General features: G+C 55.7%; 17 protein-coding genes. 10 read left to right on the plus strand and 7 right to left on the minus strand.

The features are described 5' to 3' along the window. Positions 1–4: 4 nt before the first annotated feature. The 6 genes from BQ5379_RS09210 to murD all read left to right on the plus strand — a co-directional run bounded on the left by BQ5379_RS09210 (position 5) and on the right by murD (position 11,693). The gene (locus BQ5379_RS09210) at positions 5–778 is read left to right on the plus strand and encodes a DUF6562 domain-containing protein (protein ID WP_071135158.1); all 774 of its coding nucleotides are present in this window, start codon (positions 5–7) and stop codon (positions 776–778) included. A gap of 43 nt (positions 779–821) precedes the next feature. Then, positions 822–3,899, plus strand: a complete 3,078-nt coding sequence (locus BQ5379_RS09215; RefSeq protein ID WP_071135159.1) for a DUF6562 domain-containing protein — start codon at positions 822–824, stop codon at positions 3,897–3,899. Positions 3,900–4,091: 192 nt separating this feature from the next. After that, positions 4,092–7,172 (plus strand): DUF6562 domain-containing protein, encoded by a 3,081-nt coding sequence (locus BQ5379_RS09220; protein WP_143039439.1) that lies wholly within the window; start codon positions 4,092–4,094, stop codon positions 7,170–7,172. Between the two features lie 192 nt (positions 7,173–7,364). Then, on the plus strand, positions 7,365–8,960 hold the full coding sequence (locus BQ5379_RS09225) for a DUF6562 domain-containing protein (protein WP_143039440.1): 1,596 nt from the start codon (positions 7,365–7,367) through the stop codon (positions 8,958–8,960). A gap of 57 nt (positions 8,961–9,017) precedes the next feature. Then, positions 9,018–10,133 carry a hypothetical protein gene (locus tag BQ5379_RS09230; RefSeq protein WP_143039441.1) on the plus strand — a complete coding sequence of 372 codons (1,116 nt, stop codon included), beginning with the start codon at positions 9,018–9,020 and terminating at the stop codon, positions 10,131–10,133. Between the two features lie 204 nt (positions 10,134–10,337). Continuing rightward, complete coding sequence (gene murD / locus BQ5379_RS09235; RefSeq protein ID WP_071135163.1) at positions 10,338–11,693, plus strand: UDP-N-acetylmuramoyl-L-alanine--D-glutamate ligase; 1,356 nt, start codon at positions 10,338–10,340, stop codon at positions 11,691–11,693. A gap of 432 nt (positions 11,694–12,125) precedes the next feature. Here murD and BQ5379_RS09240 read toward each other — a convergent pair whose 3' ends face one another. The 4 genes from BQ5379_RS09240 to rsmH form a co-directional block, all read right to left on the minus strand. After that, positions 12,126–13,574: a UDP-N-acetylmuramoyl-L-alanyl-D-glutamate--2,6-diaminopimelate ligase gene (locus BQ5379_RS09240; protein WP_083377691.1), complete on the minus strand. Its 1,449-nt coding sequence runs from the start codon at positions 13,572–13,574 to the stop codon at positions 12,126–12,128. Between the two features lie 17 nt (positions 13,575–13,591). Beyond that, entirely contained in the window at positions 13,592–15,853 is a 2,262-nt protein-coding gene (locus tag BQ5379_RS09245) for a penicillin-binding protein (RefSeq protein WP_071135164.1), read from the minus strand. A 10-nt stretch (positions 15,854–15,863) separates the two neighbouring features. Beyond that, on the minus strand, positions 15,864–16,400 hold the full coding sequence (locus BQ5379_RS09250; RefSeq protein ID WP_071135165.1) for an FtsL-like putative cell division protein: 537 nt from the start codon (positions 16,398–16,400) through the stop codon (positions 15,864–15,866). Between the two features lie 222 nt (positions 16,401–16,622). After that, positions 16,623–17,546 (minus strand): 16S rRNA (cytosine(1402)-N(4))-methyltransferase RsmH, encoded by a 924-nt coding sequence (gene rsmH, locus BQ5379_RS09255; RefSeq protein ID WP_071135166.1) that lies wholly within the window; start codon positions 17,544–17,546, stop codon positions 16,623–16,625. Between the two features lie 73 nt (positions 17,547–17,619). Here rsmH and BQ5379_RS09260 point away from each other — a divergent pair, with 73 nt between their 5' ends. Further along, positions 17,620–18,423, plus strand: coding sequence for a 1-acyl-sn-glycerol-3-phosphate acyltransferase (locus BQ5379_RS09260; RefSeq protein ID WP_071135167.1), 804 nt, complete (start codon positions 17,620–17,622; stop codon positions 18,421–18,423). A 289-nt stretch (positions 18,424–18,712) separates the two neighbouring features. On the opposite strand, the gene BQ5379_RS09265 is transcribed toward BQ5379_RS09260, so the two are convergent. Genes BQ5379_RS09265 through BQ5379_RS09275 form a run of 3 tightly spaced genes read right to left on the minus strand, consistent with a single transcriptional unit; the run spans position 18,713 to position 22,486 of the window. Then, positions 18,713–20,509 (minus strand): leucine-rich repeat protein, encoded by a 1,797-nt coding sequence (locus BQ5379_RS09265; RefSeq protein WP_071135168.1) that lies wholly within the window; start codon positions 20,507–20,509, stop codon positions 18,713–18,715. Between the two features lie 53 nt (positions 20,510–20,562). Continuing rightward, positions 20,563–21,543 carry a bile acid:sodium symporter family protein gene (locus BQ5379_RS09270; protein WP_071135169.1) on the minus strand — a complete coding sequence of 327 codons (981 nt, stop codon included), beginning with the start codon at positions 21,541–21,543 and terminating at the stop codon, positions 20,563–20,565. 31 nt (positions 21,544–21,574) lie between these two features. Then, entirely contained in the window at positions 21,575–22,486 is a 912-nt protein-coding gene (locus BQ5379_RS09275; RefSeq protein ID WP_083377692.1) for a glycine N(alpha)-acyltransferase GlsB, read from the minus strand. Positions 22,487–22,837: 351 nt separating this feature from the next. Here BQ5379_RS09275 and BQ5379_RS09280 point away from each other — a divergent pair, with 351 nt between their 5' ends. The 3 genes from BQ5379_RS09280 (at position 22,838) to BQ5379_RS09290 (ending at position 25,798) form a co-directional block, all read left to right on the plus strand. Next, positions 22,838–23,602 (plus strand): 3'-5' exonuclease, encoded by a 765-nt coding sequence (locus BQ5379_RS09280; RefSeq protein WP_071135170.1) that lies wholly within the window; start codon positions 22,838–22,840, stop codon positions 23,600–23,602. A 6-nt stretch (positions 23,603–23,608) separates the two neighbouring features. After that, positions 23,609–24,811, plus strand: a complete 1,203-nt coding sequence (locus BQ5379_RS09285; protein ID WP_071135171.1) for a class I SAM-dependent rRNA methyltransferase — start codon at positions 23,609–23,611, stop codon at positions 24,809–24,811. Between the two features lie 219 nt (positions 24,812–25,030). Beyond that, positions 25,031–25,798, plus strand: coding sequence for a hypothetical protein (locus tag BQ5379_RS09290; RefSeq protein WP_071135172.1), 768 nt, complete (start codon positions 25,031–25,033; stop codon positions 25,796–25,798). The last annotated feature ends 2 nt before the right edge of the window (positions 25,799–25,800 follow it).

Raw genomic sequence — 25,800 nt, forward strand, 5'->3', positions numbered from 1 at the left:
AGAGATGAAAAAGCAGATATATATCTTATTGACGGCCATTTCGGCTTTGTTTGCCCTGTCGGGTTGTAGCCGGGAGAGCGACAAGGAATTCGGTGAAGAACCAGTTCGAGGTGAAATAGCTGTCGCTACGCAGCAAGGTCTGAATAACGTTCCTGCGGCAGCGCATAGCAAAGTGGGCGAAACGCTTCGTTATGTACTTGAAGTATGGACGCTTGGAGCAGAACCGCGTTGCGTGTTGCATCAGACGACGACGGGAGATGTGAACGGAGCGGTGTTCGACGTGGCTTTGATTCCAGGAACGTATGATTTCCTCTATTGGGCGGACGATGGATCAGGATATTATACAACCGACGATTTGCGGAAAGTAAAGGTGTCGAGGAACGGTGATAGACCTGGTTGCGATGCTTTTGCCTGTGCAACGCCAGCGGTGGAATGGAATGGTGGAGCAATGGGGGGTGTCACGCTGAAACGACCGGTGGCAAAACTGACCATTCAGAATTCAGCGACCTTCTCGGGGGTGAACAGTGTGAGTGTCACATATAAAGGTTTGTTGACACAATACGATGTGCTGACAGGCACAGCCTCAGAGCCGGCAAACGTGGTTGTGTCATTCCCGGACACAGAGAGCAGTTCGTCGTTGGTGGGGGAAGACTATATGTTCGCACCATCAACCGGTCAACAAATCGATGTTGCGGTGACCGTGGGGAGTACGGTCAAGCAGGTGCCGGCTCTGCAGCTCAAACCGAATTACATGACAACGCTCACGGCCACTTTCTGATGAGCCGTTGATTCAATCTATCAATCGTTAAAATTAAGGTCATATGAAGAAAAGTTTCTTTTGGGGTTTGTTAGGCCTGAGTCTGGTCTTTGCTTCGTGTCAGAAGCAGGAGGGGCCGGCGCTGACACCCAGTGGGACCCTGACCGTGACGATCCCGCAGGAATCGGTCCAGACGCGAGCTGCTGCGGATTATGGTCAAGGAAATCATATCAACCGTTGTATCCTGGAAATCTATCGTGACGACGTGAAATACAAGCGTTATGTCACGACGGTTTCGAACGGTACGGCAACATTCGACAACCTGCAACTGGTCGCTTCACAGGCCTACGATTTTGTATTCTGGGCTGACTGCGGTACAGAGAGTCAGGAGGACAAACACTACAATACGACTAACCTGACCAACATTACGGTCAAAGACGGTTATGCGGGCAACAACGACGAGTTCGATGCTTTCTTCCATGCGGAGGAGATGAGCGTGACGGACGCATTTTCGAAAAACGTGACTTTGGTCCGTCCGTTCGGTCAGTTGAATGTGAAGACCAATGACATGGGCATGATCGGGCAGGAGGAATTGAAGCCGACGCATGTGACCGTTGACTTCGTTGAGATTCCGACCAGCTTCAATGCACTGACCGGCGAAGCAGGCGATCCGGCAGCCGTCAGCTATAATGCAGCGATTGTCGATCAGAGCGCAGGCGAGTTGACGGTGGACTATATCTGGGCGGCTCCCGTTCAGGCCAACCTGGCCGACTTCTCGATGACGTTCCTGAACGGCGCAACCGAGATCACGACCAATGACAATTTCCACAACATTCCGATTCGTCGCAATTACAAAACCAGTGTGTCCGGTAACCTGTTGACTAAGACCGGAACGTTGAACGTGACGATCGATCCGACATTCTCGACGCCGGGTCTTGATGAATCCATTACGGAAGTAGAAGATATTGCAGCTGCAAATGCAGCTTTGGCTGAAGGTAAAACCAATGTTGTGGTTGCCAAAGCTCCCGAAAGCGAGGCGACGATTCAGATTCCCAAGATTTATACCACAGGTAACGATACACGGGTTTCCATATCATTGCCTGCAACGGATCAGACAGTGAACTTCGAGTATGGTAACGAGGGTCAGAATGCTCCGGCGACGGTGAATGTATCGATTCCGACGACAACGAATGTGGTGATCAACCTGCCGAACTCGACCGTCACGCTGAATGGACAGACCTATCAGAGTGTAACGGCTTCGACGGCCGATAATACGCTGATTATTCCGGAGGGCGTAGTAGTCGACGAATTGACCATTAATAAGGGTAATGTTGAGATCTATGGTACTGTCGGCGAGTTGCAGCTCAATGATGGTGCAGGTATCGTATCCGTATATTCTGTCGGTGACGCCGAAACGCTCAAACGTGCTGCAGAGCTGGTGGCCGCGAAGAAGTGTGCCAAAATCGTGCTTACGGCCGATATCGACCTGCAGGGCAGTGCTTCCAATCTGTGGGAGCCCATCAATACGGAAAGCTCCGCATTTGTCGAGTTCGACGGTGCAGGCCATACTATCAGCAATCTGTATGTTGATAACTTAACAGGACATGCAGATGGTCCCGGGTATTATTATGGTGGTTTCTTCTATGTGCTTCAGGGGACGGTGAAGAATCTGACGCTCGAAGGAGTCAATGTTACGTGTCATCGCGGAGCTGCTTTGATCGGTCGTATGGACCACGGTACGGTGGAAAATTGTACAGTCAAGAATGCCACTATTCATGGTTATCAGAAAGTCGGCGGTATAGTCGGATATGTTAATGGAGGTGGTGTGCAACGTGACGTAACGATTAGCGGTTGTACGGTTGACCAATGCGCTATTTATACCGTTGCTCCGGATGAAGGTCTGTATCAGGCCGGAGGGTTGATCGGTTATCTGCAGACATTCGAACGTAACGTACTGGTCGAAGAAAATTCGGTAAGTGGAATTTCGTTCGATAAGGTATATGAATCTCCTGTTGATGTGACCGATAAAGTATATGATATGGAGCAATTCTATTCTCATGCGTTTATCGGCGATGTGATTAATGTGTCATCACAGTCGGACGCCTACGATATCTACACGGTCGAACTGCGGAACAATTCTGTGGCAGAGCAGGTGTCGGGAATCCCCACCTGCGATCGTACCGACAACTATATCGGTTGGTGGGCTGGTGACTACAATGTTTCCGGACGTCCGTATTCGACCAAACTGATTGTTGATGGAGAGGTCAAAGACCGCTGGATCGAGGTGAAACGTGTGGCTGCTCAGATCGAAGCCGGTGGAGATGTAACTGTATATCGTAGTTATGATTTCACCGTCATGGAGGACGTGATTGAGATTACCAAACCGACAGTTCTCAATTTACGGGCGAATGTGAAGGTCAGCGCGGGCGTTGAATCCGTTTATTTGTTGAATCAAAGTGACCTGACCATCAACGCTGCGGCTGGTGCTGCGATGAATATGACCCGTCGAGTAGTCGAAAATCACGGTACGCTGACTGTTGAAGGCGGAACCTACTCCACAACAGTGAATAATGGAGGTACAGCAATGTGGAATAACAGTACCGAAGCTGTTATGAATCTGAACGATGCAATGGTCAATGCTTCATTCTTTGCAGTGGCAGGCAGCGGTCAGATCAATATCAGCGGTGGTACGATCACTTCGACCTCTTCGAATAAATACGGCTCCTGGGCCTATTGTGTCCGGGCACAAGGAGGCTGTACCATGGTGATCGATGACGCTACGATTCAAGGTGTGCAAGGAGCTTTGGCCTCGATTGAAAGTTCGCACGTTACTGTCAAGAATGCCAACATTTCAGCTCGGAATTCCGAACCTGGGCGTCAGGATGCTTTCTATGCACTGTATGCCGCTTCACTGGGTGTGATCGAAGTACTCGACGGTGAATTCTATTCCGACCGCACACCATGTGCCTATGCATCTGACGATGATCAGGCTGGAGCTCCGCTTGGCGGTTTTGTGCTGAAGGGCGGCAAGTATAGCTCGTATCCGAAAAATGATGACGGATCGATCTGGCAGCCTGAAGCGGGCTATCAATATGTGGAAACGGGCGATGCCACCTATCCTTATGCCATTCAACCGCAATAGATTATTCCGCGGTTGCACGTTCAGTCAGTTGTACGTTGCGTGAACCGAGACATGCCGAAATCCGGGGCTGTCGATGGATATCCCAGGACAGCCCGGAGATCCGGCATAACACTCGAAATGAAACGAAGAAGTGTTGTTGTCATTCAACTTTTCTGAAAACCTCTTTTATTAACCTTTTAACACTACAAACAAATGAGAAAAAGAAATCTACTTTGGGGTTTGTTGGGCCTAAGTATGGTCTTTGCCTCGTGTCAGAAGCAGGAAGGGCCGGCGCTGACACCCAGTGGGACCCTGACCGTGACGATCCCGCAGGAATCGGTCCAGACGCGAGCTGCTGCGGATTATGGTCAAGGAAATCATATCAACCGTTGTATCCTGGAAATCTATCGTGACGACGTGAAATACAAGCGTTATGTCACGACGGTTTCGAACGGTACGGCAACATTCGACAACCTGCAACTGGTCGCTTCACAGGCCTACGATTTTGTATTCTGGGCTGACTGCGGTACAGAGAGTCAGGAGGACAAACACTACAATACGACTAACCTGACCAACATTACGGTCAAAGACGGTTATGCGGGCAACAACGACGAGTTCGATGCTTTCTTCCATGCGGAGGAGATGAGCGTGACGGACGCATTTTCGAAAAACGTGACTTTGGTCCGTCCGTTCGGTCAGTTGAATGTGAAGACCAATGACATGGGCATGATCGGGCAGGAGGAATTGAAGCCGACGCATGTGACCGTTGACTTCGTTGAGATTCCGACCAGCTTCAATGCACTGACCGGCGAAGCAGGCGATCCGGCAGCCGTCAGCTATAATGCAGCGATTGTCGATCAGAGCGCAGGCGAGTTGACGGTGGACTATATCTGGGCGGCTCCCGTTCAGGCCAACCTGGCCGACTTCTCGATGACGTTCCTGAACGGCGCAACCGAGATCACGACCAATGACAATTTCCACAACATTCCGATTCGTCGCAATTACAAAACCAGTGTGTCCGGTAACCTGTTGACTAAGACCGGAACGTTGAACGTGACGATCGATCCGACATTCTCGACGCCGGGTCTTGATGAATCCATTACGGAAGTAGAAGATATTGCAGCTGCAAATGCAGCTTTGGCTGAAGGTAAAACCAATGTTGTGGTTGCCAAAGCTCCCGAAAGCGAGGCGACGATTCAGATTCCCAAGATTTATACCACAGGTAACGATACACGGGTTTCCATATCATTGCCTGCAACGGATCAGACAGTGAACTTCGAGTATGGTAACGAGGGTCAGAATGCTCCGGCGACGGTGAATGTATCGATTCCGACGACAACGAATGTGGTGATCAACCTGCCGAACTCGACCGTCACGCTGAATGGACAGACCTATCAGAGTGTAACGGCTTCGACGGCCGATAATACGCTGATTATTCCGGAGGGCGTAGTAGTCGACGAATTGACCATTAATAAGGGTAATGTTGAGATCTATGGTACTGTCGGCGAGTTGCAGCTCAATGATGGTGCAGGTATCGTATCCGTATATTCTGTCGGTGACGCCGAAACGCTCAAACGTGCTGCAGAGCTGGTGGCCGCGAAGAAGTGTGCCAAAATCGTGCTTACGGCCGATATCGACCTGCAGGGCAGTGCTTCCAATCTGTGGGAGCCCATCAATACGGAAAGCTCCGCATTTGTCGAGTTCGACGGTGCAGGCCATACTATCAGCAATCTGTATGTTGATAACTTAACAGGACATGCAGATGGTCCCGGGTATTATTATGGTGGTTTCTTCTATGTGCTTCAGGGGACGGTGAAGAATCTGACGCTCGAAGGAGTCAATGTTACGTGTCATCGCGGAGCTGCTTTGATCGGTCGTATGGACCACGGTACGGTGGAAAATTGTACAGTCAAGAATGCCACTATTCATGGTTATCAGAAAGTCGGCGGTATAGTCGGATATGTTAATGGAGGTGGTGTGCAACGTGACGTAACGATTAGCGGTTGTACGGTTGACCAATGCGCTATTTATACCGTTGCTCCGGATGAAGGTCTGTATCAGGCCGGAGGGTTGATCGGTTATCTGCAGACATTCGAACGTAACGTACTGGTCGAAGAAAATTCGGTAAGTGGAATTTCGTTCGATAAGGTATATGAATCTCCTGTTGATGTGACCGATAAAGTATATGATATGGAGCAATTCTATTCTCATGCGTTTATCGGCGATGTGATTAATGTGTCATCACAGTCGGACGCCTACGATATCTACACGGTCGAACTGCGGAACAATTCTGTGGCAGAGCAGGTGTCGGGAATCCCCACCTGCGATCGTACCGACAACTATATCGGTTGGTGGGCTGGTGACTACAATGTTTCCGGACGTCCGTATTCGACCAAACTGATTGTTGATGGAGAGGTCAAAGACCGCTGGATCGAGGTGAAACGTGTGGCTGCTCAGATCGAAGCCGGTGGAGATGTAACTGTATATCGTAGTTATGATTTCACCGTCATGGAGGACGTGATTGAGATTACCAAACCGACAGTTCTCAATTTACGGGCGAATGTGAAGGTCAGCGCGGGCGTTGAATCCGTTTATTTGTTGAATCAAAGTGACCTGACCATCAACGCTGCGGCTGGTGCTGCGATGAATATGACCCGTCGAGTAGTCGAAAATCACGGTACGCTGACTGTTGAAGGCGGAACCTACTCCACAACAGTGAATAATGGAGGTACAGCAATGTGGAATAACAGTACCGAAGCTGTTATGAATCTGAACGATGCAATGGTCAATGCTTCATTCTTTGCAGTGGCAGGCAGCGGTCAGATCAATATCAGCGGTGGTACGATCACTTCGACCTCTTCGAATAAATACGGCTCCTGGGCCTATTGTGTCCGGGCACAAGGAGGCTGTACCATGGTGATCGATGACGCTACGATTCAAGGTGTGCAAGGAGCTTTGGCCTCGATTGAAAGTTCGCACGTTACTGTCAAGAATGCCAACATTTCAGCTCGGAATTCCGAACCTGGGCGTCAGGATGCTTTCTATGCACTGTATGCCGCTTCACTGGGTGTGATCGAAGTACTCGACGGTGAATTCTATTCCGACCGCACACCATGTGCCTATGCATCTGACGATGATCAGGCTGGAGCTCCGCTTGGCGGTTTTGTGCTGAAGGGCGGCAAGTATAGCTCGTATCCGAAAAATGATGACGGATCGATCTGGCAGCCTGAAGCGGGCTATCAATATGTGGAAACGGGCGATGCCACCTATCCTTATGCCATTCAACCGCAATAGATTATTCCGCGGTTGCACGTTCAGTCAGTTGTACGTTGCGTGAACCGAGACATGCCGAAATCCGGGGCTGTCGATGGATATCCCAGGACAGCCCGGAGATCCGGCATAACACTCGAAATGAAACGAAGAAGTGTTGTTGTCATTCAACTTTTCTGAAAACCTCTTTTATTAACCTTTTAACACTACAAACAAATGAGAAAAAGAAATCTACTTTGGGGTTTGTTGGGCCTAAGTATGGTCTTTGCCTCGTGTCAGAAGCAGGAAGGGCCAACGTTGGCTCCGAATGCCTCGCTGACAGTAACCATTCCGCAGGAAGCGGTTCAAACACGTGCAGCCGGTGACGGTTCGCAGGTTACACGTTGCGTGATGCAGGTATACCGCAACGATGCTCCTTATGGTGAAAAACAGGTTGTTGCCATAAGCGGTAATACTGCTACTTTCACAGATTTGCAACTGGTTGCCTCGCAGACTTACAAGTTTGTCTTTTGGGCTGACTGTGGTACCGGTTCGAACAATCTCGAAGACAATCATTACAATACGTCTGATCTGACCAATATTACCGTTAACGGAGATTATATTGGTAACAACGAAGAGTTTGACGCTTTCTTCAAATGCGAAGAGTTGACTGTAACAGATGCGTTCTCAGCGAACGTCACTTTGGCTCGTCCGTTTGGTCAGTTGAATGTGAAGACCAATGACCTGGACGCTATTGGAGAAGGTCACGATGACCTGAAACCGACCCATGTTACGGTTAATTTCTCTGCCGTGCCCACCACTTTCAATGCCCTGACCGGCGAGACTGGCTCTCCGCTTAATCTCAGCTATACAGCTGAAGTTGTGGACAATGCAGGTCACCTGACGCTCGACTATATCTGGGCTGAAGAGGATCAGGCCAATCTGGCAGACTTCTCGATGGAGTTCCTTAATAGCACAGGAAATACGATTGCTGAGAACGACAATTTCCGCAACATTCCGATCCGTCGCAACTACCAGACCAATGTGTCGGGTAACCTGCTGACCAAGAAAGGAACCATCAATGTGACGATTGATCCTGGATTTGCTGCTGGCGGAATCGAATCGCAGACGATTGAGGTCGCCTCTGGAAACCTGCAAAGTACTCTGACCGGTTTGTCTGCCGAAGGCATCAAAGACTACAACATCGTAGTTCTGGACAATGGCGTATCGGGAGAATATGAACTGCCCGCCCTGTCGGAAGGTTCGAGCATCAGCATTCAACTGGCTGGCACTTCGGCTCCTGTTACCTTTGGCGATGCAGATTTCAAAGGCATGCTCGAAGTTAGCAATACGGGAAGCGCTGTCGATCTGACGATCGATGTGCCTCAGGGCGACGCTACGCTGGGAGCCGGTAGCTGGAATTCCATTACTGCGACGACCAAACCCGGTACCTTTACGATTGCTTCGGATGCCAATGTTACCAAAGTAACCGTTGAAGGTGGTAACGTAAATGTCAACAAAGGTGCCGAAGTTGGTGAAATTGTTAAGGGTGAAAATAATACTGATGAAGAAACCGTGGTGACCCTGTTCGACGGCGCAACCGTTACTACCATTGATGAGAACATTACGACTCAAGAAGGTGTGACCGGCCAGATTGTCAACAAGTCGACCGGCAAGAGCTACGCAACGATCCGCGATGCCGTGACCTATGCTTCGGCCGGCGATGTGATCGAAATCGCAGCAGGTAGTTATGATCTTGGCGAACCGGGGCAGAAAGATGCCACCGGCCCTTATGGCTATTATCTGAAAATCGACACTCCCGTCACCCTGTAAGGTCTGGGCGACGTGACCATCACTACTTCGGATGAAGCTGCACAAAACATTGGTGGTGTGGGTTGTTTGCAGAACCTGGTTACTGTCAATGCCGACAATGTAACGCTCGAAAACCTCACCTTTGTTGCCAACTATAATAATGCATATGGTGGCCCGAATAAAGTCGTGCTGGTTCAAGGTACGAATGCAACGGTGAAAAATTGTGTCTTCAAGACCAATGAAAAAGCTCCCGAAGATGGCGGTAGCGCAGTGTACTTCGCACTGAATGCCCGCAAGGGTCTGGTGGAAGGTTGTACGACTAACTACGCTACGATTTCGTTTGACGGTCTGATGGCCGGCGAATTCGATATCCTGAACAATACGTTCAACTATGGCAACACCAACCTGGTATTTACGACTCCGAACTGGACTTCGAATGATGTAACGACTTCGACCCTGAAAGTCAATGTGGAAAACAATACCTTCACGGGTGTGGAAGCCTATACCGGCGAAAATAATCCTGTGGTTCGCGCATACTATGGTATCATCAACCTGAAAGACAATAAGTTCCCGACGGATGATATTTATTGGAAAGCGACCAAGTTCGGATCAATCTTTGTTGATTACAACTCGCTCGTAGATCAGTACTGGTTCAAAGACCGGTCAGAACCGATGAGTTTTGCTATCTCGAACGATGTAATCGAGTTCGCAACTGCTCAGGAACCCAACAACAACTGGTACTCCTGGCAAGGTCGCAAAGCCAAGGTCAACACCGGCGTGAAATCCTCTTGGACGGTCGAAACCACGCTGACCATTCCGACCGCCGATCGTCCTGTTCGTCAAAGCGTTTGGCTGAACGTATGCAATGCTGAGGGTCGGAACGCCGACTGGGCGATTGTAGGATACAAAATCGCTGAGGCTGGTCAAGCTGGTGTACTCGAAACCTGGGACTCCAGCGGTGAAGGTGTATGGAACGAAGTGAAGATCTCGGATCTGAACCTGAACCCCGGCGATCAGGCTGCCGTTAAATTCGTGTTCGAAAACGGTACGATGACTCAGTTCGTCAATGGTATCCAGGTGAATCAGTATGCCATCGACGGTGTTACTGCTTCGCAGCTGAGCGAAATCATCTACAACTCGTACAGCTATGGTGACAGCTACAACACAACCTGGTCGTACCCGGTAGTGAAGTAGCCTTTCGTGGTGGACATGCTTACGGGAACTGTCATAGGGATGTAAGGCTCTCGTAAGTGTGAAGGATGGAGCTCTGCAGAACATAACGTTCTGCAGAGCTCCTTCTGTTTTTCCGATGTTGAATTCGGGGATGGGTTTGTGAAGAGCCAAGTATCCGGAACGATAATTCTGATTAAATTTGTCATTCATTTAAAACGAAATATTATGGCATTGGCAGTGATATTGGGCGGAGGCGAAAGCGGATATGGTTCCGCCGTGCTGGCCGCTGTCAAAGGATACGATGTGCTGCTTTCCGACTCCGGATCGTTGCGCGAACCTTATCGGACACAACTTGTCGAACGTAACATCCCTTTTGAAGAGGGGGGGCATACACTGGAGAAAATTTTGAAGGCGGAATTTGTGGTCAAAAGTCCCGGTATCCCGGAAACGGCTCCGGTCGTCCGGGCCATCCGTGAAAAGGGGATTCCGGTAATCTCGGAAATCGAATTTGCGGGACGTTATTTGGCCCCGCAGACGCGGACGGTATGTATTACCGGAAGCAATGGTAAAACGACAACTACGACGCTGATCTATGAAATTTTGCGGGCTGCCGGGTTCCGGGCTTCTCTGGCCGGGAATATCGGGCAGAGTCTGGCGTTGCAGGTGGCTGAAATTCCGCAGGCTGATCAGCCCGATTGGTATGTGATTGAACTGAGCAGTTTCCAACTGGACGGCATGTATGATTTCCGTGCCGATATCGCCTTGTTGTTGAATATTACGCCAGACCATCTGGATCGTTACGACCATCGCATGGAGAACTACGTGGCCAGCAAGTTTCGGATCACGCAGAATCTGCGTCCACAGGACCTGTTCGTGTATAACGGCGAAGATCCCGAGACGTTGGGCTGGTTGCCGCGCGTGTTGCCGTCGCTGGCTGCCGAAACGTGCGCATTTTATGCCAAAAAGGGAGAAGGTGCGGTGCGGTACGATACTGAGACGGGAATGATGTCGTGGGGCGATGGATTCCGATTCCCGGCGGCGGAGATGCGAATCAAGGGGCTGCACAATATTGCCAATGCGTTGGCGGCAGTGGTGGCGTGCCGGCGTGCCGGTGTGCCCGATGAAGTGATCATGCAGACGCTTCGGGAGTTCGGCGGTGTGGAACACCGGCTCGAACCGGTGGCGACAATCGACGGTGTGGAGTACATCAACGATTCGAAGGCGACGAATGTCGATTCGGTATGGTATGCACTGCAGGCCATGACGCGGCCGACGGTCTGGATTGCCGGAGGAACAGACAAGGGGAACGATTATGCGGTGCTGATGCCGTTGGTTCGGGAGCATGTGAAGGCACTGGTCTGCATGGGGCTCGATAATGCCAAACTGGTCCGTTCGTTCACCGGGGTGGTTCCTGTTTACGATACGGCATCGCTGGAGGATGCGCTGAAGGCTTGTCGTGAAGCGGCCGAACCGGGCGATACGGTGTTGCTGTCGCCGGCCTGTGCCAGTTTCGACCTCTTCCGCAATTACGAGGATCGTGGCGAGCAGTTCAAAAAGGCGGTTAGAAGCATGGCCGAGTAGGTAACCCGGCTGCGGGTGCGGGCGATTTGCCTGTACCTGCATTGAAGCCTGCCTGCGTATCCTGTCCGCATTTGGTTTGTTCGAAAAATCCGGTGCGAATGTTTTGAACGGTGAAATGTAGGGGAGATGCAGGTAGCGATAGGCTAAATAAGCATCAGCGGCAGATACAAATCAGAGTTTGTATCTGCCGCTGATGCTTTTGTTGAAATGAGGCACGTATTTCGCCGTAAGGCCCCGATTTTTCCTTTCAAATGTCCTGTGGTGAAGCTCGGTTGGGGGAAACCGTTTTTATGTAAAATAGAATCGTTTTTAGGCGAAACATTTTTTGTACACCTTGGTTCTATTTCTTCACTTTGGGGGTGTTGGCTTTAGCTCCCTAAGTGCTGGTTTTCGCCCTTCGGATGTTGTCCCACGCTCCGTTGGCGGGGTGGGTTAGGCGAAGGCGGCACGGACCTCTTCGCGGTCGTCGAAGTGGTGGCGAATGCCGGCGATCTCCTGATAGGGCTCGTGGCCTTTGCCGGCTACCAAAATGATGTCGCCCGGACGGGCCAAGGCGGCTGCCGTGCGAATCGCTTCGCGACGGTCGGCGATGGTCAGCGTACGGGCCATCTGCGCTTTGTCGAGGCCGGCTCGCATCTCGTCGAGAATCACTTGCGGATCCTCGAAACGGGGGTTGTCCGAGGTCAGAATCACCCGCGAGGAGCCGTTGGCGGCGACCTGTGCCATTACGGGGCGTTTGGTGGTGTCGCGATTGCCGCCGCACCCGACGACGGTGATGAGTTGCGCACCCTCTTTCCGCAGTTCGTTGATCGTGTCGATAACGTTTTGCAGCGCGTCGGGCGTGTGGGCGTAGTCCACGATGGCCAGTCGTCCGTCGGTGGCGCGAATCTGTTCGAAACGGCCGCTCACGGGGTGCAGCGTGCTCAGAATCCGGAGCACTTCGGCCGACTCCTGCCCCAGCTCCATGGCGGCGCCGTAGATGGCGGTCAGGTTATAGGCGTTGAAACGGCCGATGAATTGAACCCACACCTGCTGGCGGTTCATCTCGATCTCCATGCCGTCGAGATGCTCTTCGACGATACGCCCGTGGTAGTCGGCCACGTTGCGCAGCGAGTAGGTGACTTTGCGTCGGGCAGGTGAATTCTGGAGCATGATTTCGCCGTTGCGGTCGTCGATGTTGGTCAGGGCGAAGGCCTCTTTGGGGAGGGCGTTGAAGAATCCCTGTTTGGCTTTGATGTATTCGGCGAAGGTCTTGTGGTAGTCGAGGTGGTCGTGGGTGATGTTGGTGAAGATGCCGCCGGTGAACCGCAGCCCTTCGATACGTTTCTGCACGATGCTGTGCGAGCTGACCTCCATGAAGCAGTAGTCGCAGCCGGCATCGACCATTTCGGCCATCAGCCGGTTCAGGGTCAGCGGGTCGGGGGTGGTGTGGGTCGATTCGATGCGTTCTTCGCCGACGCGGTATACGACGGTCGAGATCAGCCCGCACCGGTGGCCGAGTGCCGTAAAGAGGTCGTAGAGCAGGGTGGCGATGGTGGTTTTGCCGTTGGTGCCGGTGACGCCGACCAACCGCAACTTCTGGCTCGGGTGACCGTAGTAGGCGGCGGCAAGCAGAGCCAGTGCGGCGGCGCTGTCATCGACCAGCACATAGCTGACGGCCGGATCGAGTTCGTCGGCCGGGAGGGTCTCGCAGACGATGGCCGATGCGCCTTGCGCGATGGCGTCGGGGATGTAGTCGTGGCCGTCGACCTGGGTGCCGCGGACGGCTACGAAGAGGTCGCCTTTCTCGACCTTGCGCGAGTTGAACTGAATGCATCGTATGCCGGGACGCTGCGGGCCGGTGATCCGGGCGCCGGGCAGGCTGTCGAATATGTGTACCATGGGATTAACGGTGTGTGCTAATGGGTGAGATCGTCCGGGAGCTCTTCGGGCGTTTCGGCGGGCTTGGGCTGCGGACGTTTTTTCGGTTTTTTCTGCTCTAAGGTAAGTAAAATTTCGGTTCCTTGTTCAAACGGGATTCCGGCTTCGAGCGATTGGGCGGTCACGATGCCCATCCCGGTGAATTTGGGACGCAGACCGACACTCTCGGCCATTTCGAGGGCTTCGTCGAGGGTCAGCCCCTGCAGGTCGGGCACGCCGGCCGTCACGGGCATCGGCGCAGGGGTCAGCACACGGCCGCCGCTGTCGATGGCCACGGTACCTTCGGCGGGGATGGCGGGCACTCCGGCTACCCGCAGGTCGGTGACGAGTGCGTTGAGCTCATCGGCGGGGCCGGGCAGGGCACGGAGTTGCGGGTCGAAGGCCTGGGCGCGAGGTACGACGCGGTTGTTGACGTTGTAGTGCATGGCGTACACGCGGTCGGCCACGGTTTTGAAGAGCGGGCCGGCCAGCGAGGTGCCGTAGTAGGGTTTCGAGGAACCGGCGGGGTGGTAGGTCTTCAGGGCGACGATGATCGAGTATTTGGGGTTGTCGGCGGGCAGGTAGCCGACCATCGAACCGAGGTAGTGGCGACCGCCGCTGCTGGTGGTGTATCCGCTGCGGCCGATGGCCACCTGGGCGGTACCCGTTTTGGCGGCGACGCGGTAGTTGGGGTTCTGGAGCAGTCGTCCGGTACCGTTCAGCACGACCCCTTCGATGGCCTGGCGCAGGCCGCGCAGGGTCGCCTGCGAGCAGATGGCCGGGTTGATGGTGTCGCTCGGGATGCGGCGCACGGTTTGGTCGTGGTGTCGCAGTTCGCGGACGAACATGGGCTTAACCATCACGCCGTTGTTGGCCACGGCGTTGTAGAGGGTGAGGGTGTGGATCGGGGCCACGCGCACGGCGTAACCGTAGGACATCATGGTGAGGGTCATACCGTCCCAGCCGTTTTTCATATCGGGGTGTTTGACCAGCGGCCGGGCTTCGCCGGCGATTTGCAGGTCAAGCGGGCGGCTGATGCCGAGCCGGTCGATGGCTTCGATGAATTTCGATGCGCGGCCTCCGTAGGCACGGTTGACGGCCTTGGCCATCCCGATGTTGGACGATTTTTCGAATACCTGCTGGAGGCTGAGCACACCGAAACCGCCGGAGTGGGAGTCGACCACGCGCACGGGACCGATCTGCACGCGGCCCTGTTCGGTGTCGATGATGGTGGAGAGGGGCATGTGGGCGTCGTCGAGCAGGGTCAGCAGGCCGACCAGCTTGAAGGTCGAACCGGGCTCCATGCTCATCCCGATCACATAGTTGTAGTCTTCGACGAGGGTGCCGTCCGGGCGGCGGGTGACGTTCGAGAGGGCTTTGATGTCGCCCGTGGCCACCTCCATCACGGCGACGCAGCCCCAGTCGGCTTCGGCTTCGACGATCCACTCCTGCAGGGCGCTCTGCACCATGTCCTGCATCTCGATATTGAGGGTGGTCACTACGTCGTAGCCGTCGACCGGATCGATGTTCTGGTCGCTGGCGATCGGGGTCCAGAAGTTACCGGAGACTTTCTGTTTCAGTGTCCGTCCGGGTTTGCCCTTGAGGTCTTCGTCGAATCCCCCCTCGATTCCCAGTTTGACGCCGGACTGGTTGACGAATCCGATGGTGCGCAGGGCGAGGCTCCCGTGCGGGCGGACGCGGCGGCTGTTCTCCACGGCCAGGAAACCGCCGTGGTTCGGTCCCAGCCGGAACAGGGGAAATTGTTTGACCTCCTGCAGTTCGAGGTAGTTGATCTTGCGACGAGTTACCAGGTGGTATCGCTTCTTTTCGGCGTGAGCCTTGAGCAGGTCGGCCTTGTATTCGGCGGCATTGCGGTCACCGAAAAAGTGGGCCAGGCAGAGGCTCAGCGAATCGACGTTGGCCATGAAGAGTTCGGGTGTGAGCCCGTCGGCGGCCATGTCCATGCGGAGTTCGTAATAGGGAATGGAGGTGGCCAGCAGGCGGCCGTCGTCGGAGTAGATGTTGCCGCGGGCCCCGTCGATCACTTCGGTCCGGTAGCTGTACTTGTTCGAGAGGTCGCGCAGCGCGTCGCTGCCGCTGCCAACCTGAAGCCAGATGATGCGGCCGAGAATGGCCAGCCCCAACAGAAAAAAGAGAAGATACAACACCTTGACGCGCCGCAGAATGGCCTCTTTAATGGGGCTGCGCTGCGGTTTGCCGGGGGTGGGGTTCGGAGCGGGTGTGGTAGGTGCGGGGGTCATGGTCGGGGGGTCACTCTTCGATCAGGTGGGTCGGGCTGCCGCCCTGTTTCAGCGGCATGTTGCGCTCTTCGAGCAGCCGTTCCACCTCGCTTTGGCGGGTGATGGTCATCCGCACGGCCGAGGAGGTCACGGCTTCGGTCTTGAGCTGTTTCAGTTCGTCGGTGAGGCGATCCAGTTCGCTGTGCTTGTGCTGGACGTGAAAACCGTTGGCTATGTAGAGCAGCATCAGCAGCACGATATAGACGATCACGGGCAGACGGCGTGTAAACTCTTCCTGGGTGAGCACGCTGCCGGTGAAAAACTGTCCGATGCGGATACCGCGTTTGCGACGGGGCGGCTGCGGCTCGTCGGTGGCAGCAGGGGGCGTTGCATCGCCGGAGGTCTCCTCTTCGGCGGGCTGCTCCTCGGGGCTGGGCGCAGCGTCGGGTTCGCGCCAGTCGGGCGGGGTGGCATCCTCTTCGTCGGGTGCCACCGCCGGGTCGACGTCCGGCGTGGGGCGCCAGTCGAACTCTTCGGGTGGGGTTTTATGTCGTTTGCGGAACAGCATTTCGGGTGTGTTGTCTGTTGGCGGGCGGTGCTGCGGCAGCCGGTGAAGCGGGCCGTACAGCGGAGTGCTTCGAACGGGCAGTTGCGGCGTACACCGTCCTGTTTCTTCGGAAGAGCGCTGGATACCGGCTGGGGCCCTGTGGAAGATGGCGCCACGGCGTCTGTGAAGGCTGTCGGCCGGGCCCCTGTGGCGGGGTCGGTGCGGTTTCCAGTGGGGTCGGGATTAGCTCGGGTCGGTCTTCTCCAGTTTTTCGGCTCCGCGCAGTTTGGCGCTGCGGGCGCGGGGGTTGCGGGCGATCTCGGCCTCGTCGGGCAGGATCACTTTGCCGACGGCTCGGAGCGGTACGGTTGCCCGGCCGAAAAAGTCCTTCTCGACGCGTCCATCGGCAGTGCCGCTACGGATGAAGTTTTTGGTCAGGCGGTCCTCCAGCGAGTGGTAGGTGATGACGCTCAGCCGGCCGCCGGGCGCGAGCAGGCGGATGGCTTGCGCGAGCATCATCTCGAGGGCCTGCATTTCGCCGTTCACCTCGATGCGGAGGGCCTGGAACAGTTTTGCCCGGAATTTCGATTCGGCGCCGCGCGGAGTGACCTCTTCGACAGCCTTGAGCAGGTCGGCGATGGTCGCGATGGGGCCGACGCTCTGGCGGTGGCGGATGATGGCGTTGGCGATGCGGTAGCACTTGTCCAGCTCGCCGTAACGGCCCAGGAGGGTGGCCAACTGGTCGGCTTCGTAGCTGTTCACGATGTCGGCTGCGGTGCGTTCGCCGCCGGTTTGGTTCATGCGCATGTCGAGCGGTCCGTCGAAGCGGAACGAAAAGCCGCGTTCGGCGGTGTCGAAGTGGTGTGACGAGACGCCGAGGTCGGCCAGTATGCCGTCCACCTGTTCGAATCCGGCAGCCCGCACGCAGCCGCGTAGGAAACGGAAGTTGTTGTGAACGAGTGTCAGCCGTTTGTCGTCGGGGGCATTGGCCAGCGCTTCGGCGTCCTGGTCAAAGGAGACGAGGCGGCCTTTCCGGCCGAGTCGGCTGAGGATTTCGCGCGAGTGTCCGCCGCCACCGAAGGTGACGTCGACGTAGACGCCGTCGGGGCGGATGTCGAGCATGTCGACGCTTTCGCGGAGCAGTACGGGATCGTGGTATTCGGACATGGCGGTAGGATAACGGACCGTTGAGGGTGAAAATTGGGGTAAAGTTACATTTTTTTTAAATTTGCCCTGCAATATGGAAACCATAGACATAGGTCGTCTGCTGCGGACCAAGAATCCGCGTCTGGCACGGTGGGTGCCGCGTTTCGTCGTGCGCGGGATCGAACGACTCATCCGGCTCAGGAAAATCAATTACGTACTGGAAAATTACAGCGCCCAGCCGCCGATGGAGTTCATCCGTTCGACGCTGGAGTATATCGGGGTGACCTATACGGTGCACGGGGTGGAGAACATCCCCCGGAACCATCGGGTGATCTTTGCCTCGAACCATCCGCTGGGCGGGCTGGACGGGCTGATGCTGGCGGAGGCGGTGAACCCTCATGTGCCGTCGGTAAAGCTCATTGTGAACGACCTGCTGATGAACCTCGAACCGCTGGCGCCGATTTTCGTGCCGGTCAACAAGTATGGCGCTCAGACGGTCGACTACGCGCGCAGGCTGGTGGAGATGTACGAGAGCGATGCAGCGGTCATTACGTTTCCGGCCGGTCTATGTTCGCGGTTGATTCGTGGAAAGATCGAGGATCCGCCGTGGCGGCGTAATTTCGTGCAGAAGGCCTGGGAGAGCGGACGGTTGATCGTGCCGGTCTATATCGAGGGGCGCAATTCGATGTTTTTCTACCGTTTCGAACGGTTGCGCAAGACGCTCGGCATCAAGCTGAACCTGGGAACCGTCCTGCTGCCCAAAGAGATGTTCGATCAGAAAGGAAAACATCTGGATATCTATATCGGCGAGCCGATCGAACTGACGCGTGAGCATACGATTCGCGACTGGGTCGATGTGATTCGCCGCAAGGTGTACGCCATGCAGCCGAAGCAGTAAGAAAGCGCGGCGAAGGGCAGATCGAGGCTGTGCGAGATTTTCCCTCCTTGGAAAAGAAGGGTGTGTAGATTTTGTGGAAGAAATGGGCTGAACGTGGCTGTGCGCGTGTGTTAGGCACAAAAGACAGAAGGTAATAATAAGCGAAGCGGGCTTGGAACCAATATTCCAAGCCCGCTTCGCTTATTGATTTTGGACGGCTGTTATGTTAGAGGACAGGGTGCCGGCCGAAATGAGGAGTGCAGATACAAAGGTGCAGATCGATTCTGCGAAAATGACACCCCGGCTCTTGTTATTGAGCCGAGGTCATGTCAGATTCGTGGAATTCGTAGTGCTGGGTGAGGGTGCTCCAGGCCGGATTGTTTTCGTAGGCGGACAGTGTTCCTGCTGGGAGGTACAGCATGTTGGGAATGTTATCGCCTTGGGTCGTGATACCCGTATTGAAGAAAACCTTGGTATCAAAGCAGGTCGGAGGAGTCGTGGCCTGGCATGTGAAGGAGTAGAGGTGGTGGCAGTGAGCCAGGGCGTATTGTCCGATCGATTTGACGTTTTTGCCGAGGGTGATTTGTTGCAGGTTTTCGCAGGCGAAGAAAGCATGACTGCCGATCTCTTCGACACTTTCGGGCAGTTCGATCGAAGAGATGTTCAGATTGCCGTTCAGGAAATAGGAAGGTATGCGGACCAGTTTGTCCGTTTTGAAGGTCACGTTACGCAGCTTGTCGCAGTTTTCGAACGGGTGCGAACCGATTTCGCGGACGTTTTCCGGAATTTCGATCCAGGTCATGGCGCAGCCGGAGAAAGCCGCCTGGCCGATGACTTCGAGGCTGGTGGGGAGAATGATATTTTCCAGCGCAGAGCATCCGCCGAAGGCTCCGTCGCCGATCATGCTCAGCTGGTCGCCGAAGGTCAGGGTCTTGAGCGAGGAGCAGTCTTTGAAGGCAGTGCTTCCGATCGTGAGTGCACCGGTCAGTTCGACGGAATTGAGCAGGTTGCATCCGCTGAAGGCTCCGTCGCCAATCTCGGTGACCGGAGAGAGGTCTACCTCACGCAGATCGACGCATCCCATGAATGCGCAGCGCTGGAGGTGTACTTCCCGGTTGCCGATGTTCAGGTTGCGCAGATACTGGCACGCTTCGAACGAGCTTACCCCCAGGCAAAGCGTGTCGGTGCTCTCGGGGATGGTAACGGTTTTGAGTGCGCTGCCCTGGAATGCGAAAGCGGGAATCAGTGTGAGCGATTTGGGCAGGGTGATCTCTGCCAGCCCCGTATTGGCAAATGTGCTTTCGGAGAGGGTGTGCAGACTGGAACTCAGGGTGACTGAGGTCAGTTGTGCGCAATCCATGAAGGCGGAACGGCCGATCGAATCGATTTGTTGGAGGTTAATTTCTGTTAACGGCGAGTGGGAGAAGGTCCAGCCCCCGATGGCTGTGACGTTGACCGGCAGAGTGACTGCCTCGAGCGTCGCGAAAGAGATGGTTTCGAACGGGTCGTCCTGCGATCTGGGGAAAGTGTGCGATTCGTAGATGGCGTTGCTCATGTCCAGTTGGGTGAGCGACAGATCGGCGAATTGCTGGACGATCTCTTCGGTCAGCAGCGCGCCGCCGCGCGTTTCGACCTTGAGTGAGGTGATCGAGGTGTTCGGATCCAGTTTGTTGACCCACTCGCTGCTGCCGTTGACCTGGTAGTAAACGCCGGGGGTCACGCCGCTTTCGGTCGAGGCGCTCTGGGTGATGGTGAAGGTGGTTTGCTGGCCGAGACAGCTGATGGTGATGGTGGCCGAACGATCCTCTCCGGTCGTGTTCGTCTGCAGGGTGATCGTCAGCGTGTTGGGGCCGGAACCGCCGCTCTTGGGGTTGATGTCGACCCACGCGTTGTCCGAGGCTTTACTGGTGGTCGATACGCTGGCTGTCCAACTGCCCTCGGCGGTAAAGCTGATGCTGTTGTTGGTGACGTCGGCGTAGTATTCCTGGTTGACGTCCTGCGGATCGTCGAACTTGATGGGGCCGTTGTCGGTCGGGCCGTTCTCTGAACTGCAGGCTGTCAGCAGGCCGGTGGCGAGGGTAGTCAGGAGGATGAAAAGTTTACGCATAATGATTGTGGTTTTGGATGTTTCGGATGTGGGTGGAACGGTGTGACGATGGGTTACTCCTGTTCAGAGGCCATCCGGCGGGCGATGATACTGACCACGACCAGCTGCATGGCGTGGTAGATCATGATGGGGAGGAGCAGAATCCCGGTGAGGGTGTGGTCGGATACCAGCACCTTGGACATGACGGTGCCGTGGACGAGTGATTTCTTCGAGCCGCAGAAGAGGGCCACGATGCGGTCTTCGCGGTTGAAGTGCATCCGGTGGCTGATCCACCAGACGATGCCGAACACCAGAAAGAAGAGTGCGGCCATGCCGATGGTCAGTACGGCGAGCAGACCCCACGATACGGAGTCGAACATGTGCATCGAGAACGACTCGCAGAACGAGGTGTAGACGATGGCGATGATGACCGTTTGGTCGAAGAAGTTGAGGGCGCGTCGGTGAGTTTCGGCAAATTCGCCCCACCAGCGGTGGAGCAGCATTCCGGCGCCGACCGGGACGATGACCTGGAAGATGAGGCTGATGATGACCTCTTCGAGCGAGTTTCCGCCCTGTCCGGCTGTCAGGAAGAGCGACATCCAGAGCGGCGTGACGAAGACGCCGATCAGGCTCGAGATCGAGGCGTCGAAGATGGCGGCGGGGACGTTGCCGCGGGCCATCGAGACCATCACGACCGACGAGGAGACGGTCGAGGGCAGGGTGGCCATAAAGAAGATGCCGAGCCAGAGGTAGTAGTGTGGCTGGGTGTCGATCAGGGCCATGATGCCGAGTACCAGCAGGGGAAACAGCACGAAGGAGGTGAGTTGGACCAGCACGTGCAGCCGGACGTTTTGCAGGCCGACTTTCAGCTTTTCGCGGTTGAGCCGCAGCCCGTAGAAAAAGAAGATGACTCCCACGCCCCATCCGGCGACTTCGGCGGGCGACCAGTTTTCGTGTTCGGCGCCCCACGAGGGGGCCAGCCAGGCCAGGACGATGGCTCCGAACAGCGACAGGATGAACGGATCCAGTCCGATTCGTTTCAGGAAGTTCATCATACGCAGTGGGGGAGTATCGCTGTCCGGGGGATTATTCGATGTTGGAGAGGTGACGTTCTACTTTTTGGATATAGAGTTCGCTGAGGGTGATCAGTATCCCGGTCTCCTCGACGTTTCCGAAGTCGGGGTTCAGGGCTGTGTCGAACACTTTCATGGTGGGCGAGAGGCTCATGTAGGCGTTGATCAGCGGCGGAATCGTTTCGTCGAAACCGCGGATGCTGCGCGAGAGGATCCGGTAGTCTTCGGCGTAGTCCTTGCCCACGAAGAGGGCTTCCATTTTGGGCACGTCGATATCGAGATTGACCGGATAGCGCGAGCGGATCAGGTTTTCGCGGTCGGGGAAGTGTTTTTTCAGGAAGTAGAGCAGCATGTTCCGCGCTTCGCGGTTGTAGTCGCCGTACATGGTGACTTTGCCGAAGCAGTATTTCACGTCGGGGTTGCGCACCACGATGGCTCCGAGCCCGTCCCAGAGGTTGTCCAGCGCGAAGAGGCTTTTGGGATTGTTGCGCGACTGGTATTTTGGCTGCACGAACGAGCGTCCGAGTTCGAGGGTGTAGGGCAGGTATTTCTGGCGGAAGGTGTCGCTGAATTCGAAGTAGTGTTCGGTGGAGAGGTATTTCGGGTGGGTCGAGCGGGGGATGATGTAGCGGTACCCGCCCATGATCTCGCGGGCCACGGGGTCCCAGACGATCAGCTGGGTGTATCCGCCTTCGACGGTGTCGAGTTCGTCGATATCGACGCTCAGACCCGTACCGCCTCCGCCGTCGCGGAACGACACTTCGCGCAGGCGTCCGATCTCCTGCATGACGTTCGGGCATTCGGCTGCTGTGAGGGTGTAGAGGATGTTACCTCCCTTATTGGTTTTGCGCCAGATACGCTCGGGGGTCAACTCGGCTTCGAGCAACTCGCGCGCGATGGGTTCGATGATCGGTTCGATCGTCATAAGCTTTGCGTCTGTAGCTGTCCGTGTTCTGAATATCTGGACAAAATTAATGATAAATCGGCATTTTTGAAATTTTTATTCATCGTTTAGGACAAGGTCCGGTGTGCGGAAGCTAACAGGGTTGATTGACAGAAAGTTCCGCCCGAACGGAGAGTGAACAGGTCGGCGGGGAAACGAAAGGCTTTTAAAGACCGGGAGTCGGGCGTCTGTTTCGAGAGTTGTTTCGGGGGAGGGACGTTTTGCTCAGGCTGTAACTTTTGCCCCGAGGATGCGTGTACCGCATGCCGGATAGAAAAGAGCGGGGCCGGCCTCCCGCAATGCAGAGAAAAAACGTACCTTTGTGGGCAGATTATGTACCAGCCGACCATTACAAACGACGAAATCAACCTGATGCCCGTGGCCCACTTCCCCGGGCGGGTGATCGTTGTGGACAGCGAGGAGACCATGCGCGAGGCTGAAGCCGTCCTTCAGGGTCAGACGCTCGTCGGCTACGACACCGAAACCCGACCTTCGTTCCAGAAGGGGCTGAAGTACGGGATGGCGCTGGTGCAGATCTCGACGGCCGACACGGCTTTGCTGTTCCGCGTCAAACAGGTTCCCCTCTCCGAATCGATTCGGGCCATGCTTTCGTCTCCCGAAGTGATCAAGGTCGGCGCCGCCATCCGTGACGACATCCGGGGCATGCACCAGGTGGCTGAATTCCAGCCCGCCGGTTTTGTCGACCTCCAGGCGCTGGTCAAACGTTGGGGTATCGAAGAGCTCAGCGTCAAGAAGATGGCTGCCATCGTGCTCGGCGTGAAGGTTTCCAAAGCCCAGCGGCTCACCAACTGGGAGGCAGTCCGGCTCACCGAACCGCAGCAGGACTATGCCGCGTTGGACGCCTGGGTGTGTCGCGAAATCTACCTCCGTCTGCGGGCCGAGAACCCGGCGCTGATGGATGAGGCCGAACGGGGGCTGCTCCGCCAGCAGTCTGCCGGCGAGATGCCCGAGAAACACAAAACCGCCGCGCGTCGGTCGAAACGCAGCGGCTCGCCCCGTCGCTACCGGCGTCGAAAGGCGACCGCCGGGGCGGAAAATTCCGACCCGCAAACTTCAAATCCCACTACCGAATCCTGATCTCCCATGGTAAAACTGACTCTGCGGCGCGGCAAGGAAGAGTCGCTGCTCCGTCGCCATCCCTGGATATTTTCCGGTGCGATCCACAGCACCGACGGCACCCCCGAAGAGGGCGATGTGGTCGATGTTTACACCGCGTCCGGTGAGTTCATTGCCCGCGGCCACTGCGGTATCGGCTCGATTGCCGTGCGCGTGTTGACGTTCGATCCCGACGAGGCGATTGACCAGTCGTTCTGGAATCGTCGCATCCGTGAGGCCTACGGTGTGCGGCAGGCTCTCGGACTGACCACCTCGGCCGAGACTACCTGTTACCGGCTGGTGCACGGCGAGGGCGATAATCTGCCCGGACTGGTTATCGACGTATATGGAACCACCGCCGTGATGCAGGCCCATTCGGTGGGGATGTATCTGGTGCGTGAACAGATTGCCCAGGCGCTGCGCCACGTGTACGGCGAACGCCTGACCGCCGTGTACGACAAGAGTGCCGGAACCATTCCTCCCAAGAGCGGGATCGAAACGGTGGACGGCTATCTGTGGCGGGCCGAGGGTGCCGCGGCCGACGAGACTGTGCTGGAGGGCGGAAATCGCTTTCGTGCCAACTGGGAAGACGGTCAGAAGACCGGTTTCTTCATCGACCAGCGCGAGAACCGTGCGCTGGTGGCCCGGTATGCCCGAGGCCGCCGCGTGTTGAACACCTTCTGCTATACCGGAGGTTTTTCGGTCTATGCCATGCAGGGCGGGGCGCTGCTCGTCGATTCGGTGGACAGCTCGGCTCGTGCCGTTGAACTGGCCACCGGCAATATGGAATTGAACCTGCCGGCTCCGGCGGACGGATTCACGCACCGCGAAATCGCGTCGGATGCGTTGGAATTTGTCCGGAACATGCCCTCGGATGCCTACGATCTGGTGATCCTCGACCCGCCGGCCTTCGCAAAACACCATAAAGTGCTGGGCAACGCCCTTCAGGGATACAAACGGCTCAATGCCGCCGCCATGTCCAAGATGCCGGCCGGCAGTATCCTCTTTACCTTCAGTTGTTCGCAGGCCGTCTCGCGCGAGCAGTTCCGCACGGCCGTATTCAGTGCAGCGGCCATTGCCGGTCGCCGCGTGCGGATCCTCCACCAGCTCACCCAGCCGGCCGACCACCCCGTGAACATCTACCATCCCGAAGGGGAGTACCTCAAAGGGCTGGTATTGTATGTCGAATAGTGTATCTTTGCAAGGTCGCCGACACAACCGGCCGGGGATGAGGCAGTTGAGGAATTGAGACGGGGGCGGGAGAGAGTGGAGGGCAGGGGAAGACAGGTGCGTCGGGCAAAAGTGGGCGCATCGGTCGGCAGGCGGGGGCGAGTGGGGAATGAGGGTGCAATAAATGCCTGTCGGATTGCGTTTTACAATAATGGGAAAATAGTAGTCATGCCAAAATACATGAAAATCCGGATCGGAATATTCGCTTTGTTTGCCCTGATGCTGGCTCCTCTTGCGTCTGGTGCCGTTCAGCGTATCCGGGCAAGACCCGTGCTCAAGGCCGACAAGGAGTATAACGCCATTCTGCTGCACGTGGCGCAGTATTTCGTGTTGACGATCCCCGACGGCAAGACAATCGACGATATTGAACATGCCATTCAGTGCACCTTCGTGATTGCTCCCGACGGCCGTCTGACGCAGCTCGAGATCGAAAACGACACCGAGGGACTGGGCGGTATGTTTGCCGGCGCCGCGGCCCGACGTACGCAGACCTGGTTGCGCGATGCCGTGCTGGAGGGGATGCACGTGGTGCCGCCGTTTGATATGAGCCAGATCCGCGCCACGCGATCGACTAAAAAGCGAACTATCGTCTTTTCGTTCGGGCGAACCGGATCTTCGGCCAACAACTCTTTCATGGGTTTCAACTCCAACGCCGTGAAAGCCAACGTGAATCAGTCCGTCGAGGAGCAGATGCAGGCCGCCCGCGAAGGCAAGTCGTTGGGAGAGGCTCCGACACTGGGTATGACCCGTCAGGAGGCCGAACGTCGTTATCGCAACGGCGAGAAGGCCTGGGCCGGATTTACCGACGAGAACGTCCGCTCCACGATGAAACCGACCTATACGCCTCCCGGAACCGGCACGCTGCCCATTATCAATACGCCGCCGCGGGTTCCCGTACCTGCCAATGACTCGATTCCGCGAATCGACGTCGCCATTTCACTGCAGTAATC

It is taken from the genome of Millionella massiliensis, assembly GCF_900104655.1.
GTDB lineage: Bacteria > Bacteroidota > Bacteroidia > Bacteroidales > Rikenellaceae > Rikenella > Rikenella massiliensis.

What these genes read in the sequence shown, in the direction of transcription:
- BQ5379_RS09210 (WP_071135158.1), top strand. Translation starts at nt 5, where the DNA reads ATGAAAAAGCAGATATATATCTTATTGACGGCCATTTCGGCTTTGTTT.
- BQ5379_RS09215 (WP_071135159.1), top strand. Translation starts at nt 822, where the DNA reads ATGAAGAAAAGTTTCTTTTGGGGTTTGTTAGGCCTGAGTCTGGTCTTT.
- BQ5379_RS09220 (WP_143039439.1), top strand. Translation starts at nt 4,092, where the DNA reads ATGAGAAAAAGAAATCTACTTTGGGGTTTGTTGGGCCTAAGTATGGTC.
- BQ5379_RS09225 (WP_143039440.1), top strand. Translation starts at nt 7,365, where the DNA reads ATGAGAAAAAGAAATCTACTTTGGGGTTTGTTGGGCCTAAGTATGGTC.
- murD (WP_071135163.1), top strand. Translation starts at nt 10,338, where the DNA reads ATGGCATTGGCAGTGATATTGGGCGGAGGCGAAAGCGGATATGGTTCC.
- BQ5379_RS09240 (WP_083377691.1), bottom strand. Translation starts at nt 13,574, where the DNA reads ATGGTACACATATTCGACAGCCTGCCCGGCGCCCGGATCACCGGCCCG.
- BQ5379_RS09245 (WP_071135164.1), bottom strand. Translation starts at nt 15,853, where the DNA reads ATGACCCCCGCACCTACCACACCCGCTCCGAACCCCACCCCCGGCAAA.
- BQ5379_RS09250 (WP_071135165.1), bottom strand. Translation starts at nt 16,400, where the DNA reads ATGCTGTTCCGCAAACGACATAAAACCCCACCCGAAGAGTTCGACTGG.
- rsmH (WP_071135166.1), bottom strand. Translation starts at nt 17,546, where the DNA reads ATGTCCGAATACCACGATCCCGTACTGCTCCGCGAAAGCGTCGACATG.
- BQ5379_RS09260 (WP_071135167.1), top strand. Translation starts at nt 17,620, where the DNA reads ATGGAAACCATAGACATAGGTCGTCTGCTGCGGACCAAGAATCCGCGT.
- BQ5379_RS09265 (WP_071135168.1), bottom strand. Translation starts at nt 20,509, where the DNA reads ATGCGTAAACTTTTCATCCTCCTGACTACCCTCGCCACCGGCCTGCTG.
- BQ5379_RS09270 (WP_071135169.1), bottom strand. Translation starts at nt 21,543, where the DNA reads ATGATGAACTTCCTGAAACGAATCGGACTGGATCCGTTCATCCTGTCG.
- BQ5379_RS09275 (WP_083377692.1), bottom strand. Translation starts at nt 22,486, where the DNA reads ATGACGATCGAACCGATCATCGAACCCATCGCGCGCGAGTTGCTCGAA.
- BQ5379_RS09280 (WP_071135170.1), top strand. Translation starts at nt 22,838, where the DNA reads ATGTACCAGCCGACCATTACAAACGACGAAATCAACCTGATGCCCGTG.
- BQ5379_RS09285 (WP_071135171.1), top strand. Translation starts at nt 23,609, where the DNA reads ATGGTAAAACTGACTCTGCGGCGCGGCAAGGAAGAGTCGCTGCTCCGT.
- BQ5379_RS09290 (WP_071135172.1), top strand. Translation starts at nt 25,031, where the DNA reads ATGAAAATCCGGATCGGAATATTCGCTTTGTTTGCCCTGATGCTGGCT.